Source organism: Vibrio sp. V03_P4A6T147 (assembly GCF_002241085.1).
GTDB classification, from domain to species: Bacteria; Pseudomonadota; Gammaproteobacteria; order Enterobacterales; family Vibrionaceae; genus Vibrio; species Vibrio anguillarum.
In genome coordinates, this window is record NZ_NDIO01000332.1 from 1 (window position 1) to 4,001 (window position 4,001).

Below are 4,001 nucleotides of genomic sequence, written 5' to 3' on the forward strand. Positions count from 1 at the left end.
TTGTATAAAATCACCAAGGTACGTTAAGTTGTTACTGCTAAGTTCTATCTAAATATTTTGATTAGTACGAAGAGGAAGGAGTGTAAGGATGCAAATCAGTGTTGATGTACATAATTACATGGAAACACTTGTCGGACGCGTATTGGCTGAAGATAAGTATGTAAATCACTATGATAATGAGCAGCTTGCCGATCTTGCTTGCTTATCCCTTGCTCAATTGAGACCGATCTATATTCGATACGACATAGATTTTCTCTCTGCGCTACCTGAAGAAAAATTGGTCATACTTAAAGAGAATGCACAAGTTGCCGTTGAATCGGCGGAAAGCATGATCGTTAATGATCGACGTAGACACAGAGAAGATGATATTCCTATCATTCTAGGCCAATTGCGCTTTGACGATAACTTAGAACTAGAGTGGTTCGAGAAGCCGATTATTGAAACAAACAAGTCTTAAAGGAGTTCTTGTGGGATTTTTTTCTCGTTTATTTAATCAAGGGTCAGGCAATGACTCAAAAATGAAGCTTTTAGATCCCATTGAATATAAAGGTTTTTTAATTTACCAAGATGCAATGTCCGAATCAGGGCAATATCGTGTCGCTGGTAAAATTAGTAAAGATGTTAATGGTGAAATATGTACTCACCGTTTTATCCGCTCCGATGTCGTAGCTAGTAGAAGCGACGCTGATGAGCTTATGCTTAAAAAAGCAAAAATGCTCATCGATCAGATGGGCGAGAAAATCTTTTCCTAACATCGTCCAACTTGATAAAAATCATAATGGATATCCTCATTAGTCGATACCCTTATTCATTGAGTAAAATACATGGCTAATATCCTGTTTTTATAGAGCTTTGTGATAAGTGGTTCGACCTCTGCTTTGTTTGGATGTCGTTGTGTTTTTGTCTTTCACCTATGACAATCACTCATTACTTAACCTTATATGTAATAGCATTTTGTATTTTTATTACAAACTGCTTGCAGTTATGCTGGTGGTTAGATAAAAACAGAATAATCATTGTGCCAATAGTCAAGGAATAACTATGCAAATTGGTGTACCAAAAGAGACCCTTACGGGTGAAACACGGGTTGCAGCTTCACCGAGTTCGGTAGCGCAATTAATCAAACTAGGCTTCGACGTCTCCATTGAAACTCAAGCTGGGGTTTTAGCCAGTTTTGATGATGTGGCTTTTGAGGCGGCTGGTGCCACGATTGTTTCGACACAAGATGTTTGGAATTCAGACATTATCTTGAAGGTCAATGCGCCGATTGTTGATGAAAAACAATCGATTGATGAGGTTGCTTTGATCAAAGAAGGGGCAAGCCTAATCAGTTTTATCTGGCCTGCACAAAACCCAGAATTGATGGAACAGTTATCAAGTAAAAAAATCAACGTGCTGGCGATGGACTCAGTGCCGAGAATATCCAGAGCACAAGCTTTAGACGCTTTGTCATCAATGGCTAACATTGCTGGCTACCGCGCTGTTGTTGAAGCTGCACATGAATTTGGCCGCTTCTTTACAGGGCAAATTACCGCAGCGGGCAAAGTCCCGCCGGCAAAAGTACTGGTTGCTGGAGCTGGCGTTGCTGGCCTCGCTGCTATCGGTGCCGCAGGAAGTTTGGGGGCAATTGTACGAGCTTTTGATGTTCGCCCAGAAGTAAAAGAACAAGTTCAATCAATGGGTGCAGAGTTTTTGGAAGTCGATTTCCAAGAAACGGCTGGTTCAGGCGATGGTTACGCCAAAGAGATGTCTGACGACTTTAATAAAAAGGCCGCTGAACTGTATGCAGCGCAAGCTAAAGATGTCGACATCATTATCACGACGGCTTTGATCCCTGGACGTCCAGCCCCTAAGCTGATCACCAAAGAGATGGTCGACAGTATGAGCGCTGGTAGCGTGATCGTCGATCTTGCAGCTGCAAACGGGGGGAACTGTGAATACACGGTTGCCGATCAGGTGATTACAACCGCCAATGGTGTGAAAGTGGTCGGTTATACTGATATGGTTGGCCGCTTACCAACACAATCCTCTCAATTATATTCAACAAACATCGTTAACTTGCTGAAATTGTTATGCAAGGAAAAAGATGGATCCATCAACATTGACTTTGAAGACGTTGTTTTACGTGGTGTGACGGTCGTGAAAGAAGGCGAAATAACGTGGCCAGCACCACCGATCCAAGTCTCTGCGCAACCGCAAGTCAAGACCGCACCAACTAGACCTGAACCCAAAAAACAAGAACCCGTTTCTGCGACGAAAAAAATTACTGGCTTAGTTGCTGCCGTTGGCGCTTTTGCTTGGATCGCATCGGTCGCACCTGCGGCTTTCTTAAGCCATTTCACCGTTTTTGTTTTAGCGTGTGTTGTGGGTTACTACGTCGTTTGGAATGTTACTCATGCTTTACATACTCCTTTGATGTCCGTTACCAATGCAATTTCCGGCATTATTGTGGTCGGAGCTTTATTGCAGATAGGTCAAGGGAGTGGTGTGGTCACTTTCCTCGCGTTTATCGCTGTTTTAATTGCAAGCATTAACATCTTTGGTGGTTTTACAGTCACCAAACGTATGCTTGAAATGTTCCGTAAAGACTAAGGGAGTAATATATGTCTGCAGGATTAGTACAAGCCGCATATATTATTGCTGCTATCTTCTTCATCATGAGCCTTGCTGGATTATCAAAGCAGGAATCAGCAAGAGCTGGTAACTACTATGGTATCGCGGGTATGGCTATCGCACTCATCGCCACTATTTTTCGTCCAGATGCGCAGGGCTTAGCTTGGGTATTGCTGGCGATGGTAATTGGGGGTGGTATCGGTATTCATTATGCTAAAAAAGTAGAAATGACCGAAATGCCCGAACTTGTGGCTATTCTCCACAGTTTTGTGGGCATGGCTGCGGTATTAGTGGGTTATAACAGCTATATCGATGCGCCAATTGTACTCGATCACGCTGAACACGTGATTCATTTGGTTGAAGTGTTCATTGGGGTATTTATTGGTGCCGTCACCTTTACAGGATCTATCGTCGCCTTTGGTAAACTGCGTGGAATCATTTCGTCGTCGTCGCTCAATCTCCCTCATAAGCATAAGCTCAACCTCGCGGCCATTGTTGTCTCCACATTATTAATGATTTACTTTGTTAATAATGGTGGCAGCATGTTTGCATTGATTATTATGACTCTGATAGCGTTTGCGTTTGGCTACCATTTGGTGGCTTCGATTGGTGGTGCAGACATGCCCGTTGTGGTATCGATGCTTAACTCCTATTCAGGTTGGGCAGCGGCAGCGGCTGGCTTTATGTTAGCGAATGATTTGCTGATCGTAACCGGAGCACTGGTTGGTTCTTCAGGTGCCATTCTTTCTTACATTATGTGTAAAGCGATGAACCGCTCTTTTGTTAGTGTGATTGCCGGGGGCTTTGGTCAAGATGTGGCTATCAGCGCAGACGTTGAGTACGGTGAACACCGTGAAATAAACGCTGAAGAAGTAGCCGAAATGCTGAAAAACTCTAAGTCAGTGATCATCACTCCAGGGTATGGCATGGCAGTAGCTCAAGCACAGTATCCTGTTCACGAAATCACGGAGAAGTTACGTGCACAAGGCATTAAAGTTCGCTTTGGTATTCACCCAGTAGCGGGACGTTTGCCTGGCCATATGAACGTACTGCTTGCTGAAGCAAAAGTGCCTTATGACATTGTGTTAGAAATGGACGAAATAAACGATGATTTTACTGAAACGGATACGGTTTTGGTGATCGGTGCAAATGACACAGTAAACCCAGCAGCATTAGAAGATCCGAACAGTCCGATCGCCGGAATGCCAGTGTTGGAAGTATGGAAAGCGCAAAATGTCATTGTATTCAAGCGTTCAATGAATACTGGCTACGCAGGTGTACAAAACCCTCTTTTCTTTAAAGATAATACCTATATGCTTTTTGGTGATGCAAAAGAGAGTGTAGACGCCATCTCAAAAGCGTTATAGCATCTACGATTAGGATAATGA

The 4,001-nt window shown here is 43.3% G+C and carries 4 protein-coding genes; all 4 read left to right on the forward strand.

Features of this window, described 5'->3' with window-relative positions:
• Positions 1 to 88: 88 nt before the first annotated feature.
• The 4 genes from B9J84_RS12960 to pntB all read left to right on the forward strand — a co-directional run bounded on the left by B9J84_RS12960 (position 89) and on the right by pntB (position 3,980).
• Positions 89 to 457 carry a late competence development ComFB family protein gene (locus tag B9J84_RS12960; RefSeq protein ID WP_013867802.1) on the forward strand — a complete coding sequence of 123 codons (369 nt, stop codon included), beginning with the start codon at positions 89 to 91 and terminating at the stop codon, positions 455 to 457.
• Between the two features lie 10 nt (positions 458 to 467).
• Complete coding sequence (locus B9J84_RS12965; RefSeq protein ID WP_026028968.1) at positions 468 to 752, forward strand: HlyU family transcriptional regulator; 285 nt, start codon at positions 468 to 470, stop codon at positions 750 to 752.
• 289 nt (positions 753 to 1,041) lie between these two features.
• On the forward strand, positions 1,042 to 2,592 hold the full coding sequence (locus B9J84_RS12970) for a Re/Si-specific NAD(P)(+) transhydrogenase subunit alpha (protein ID WP_094124308.1): 1,551 nt from the start codon (positions 1,042 to 1,044) through the stop codon (positions 2,590 to 2,592).
• A gap of 11 nt (positions 2,593 to 2,603) precedes the next feature.
• On the forward strand, positions 2,604 to 3,980 hold the full coding sequence (gene pntB / locus B9J84_RS12975; RefSeq protein ID WP_017046914.1) for a Re/Si-specific NAD(P)(+) transhydrogenase subunit beta: 1,377 nt from the start codon (positions 2,604 to 2,606) through the stop codon (positions 3,978 to 3,980).
• Positions 3,981 to 4,001 lie beyond the last annotated feature (21 nt).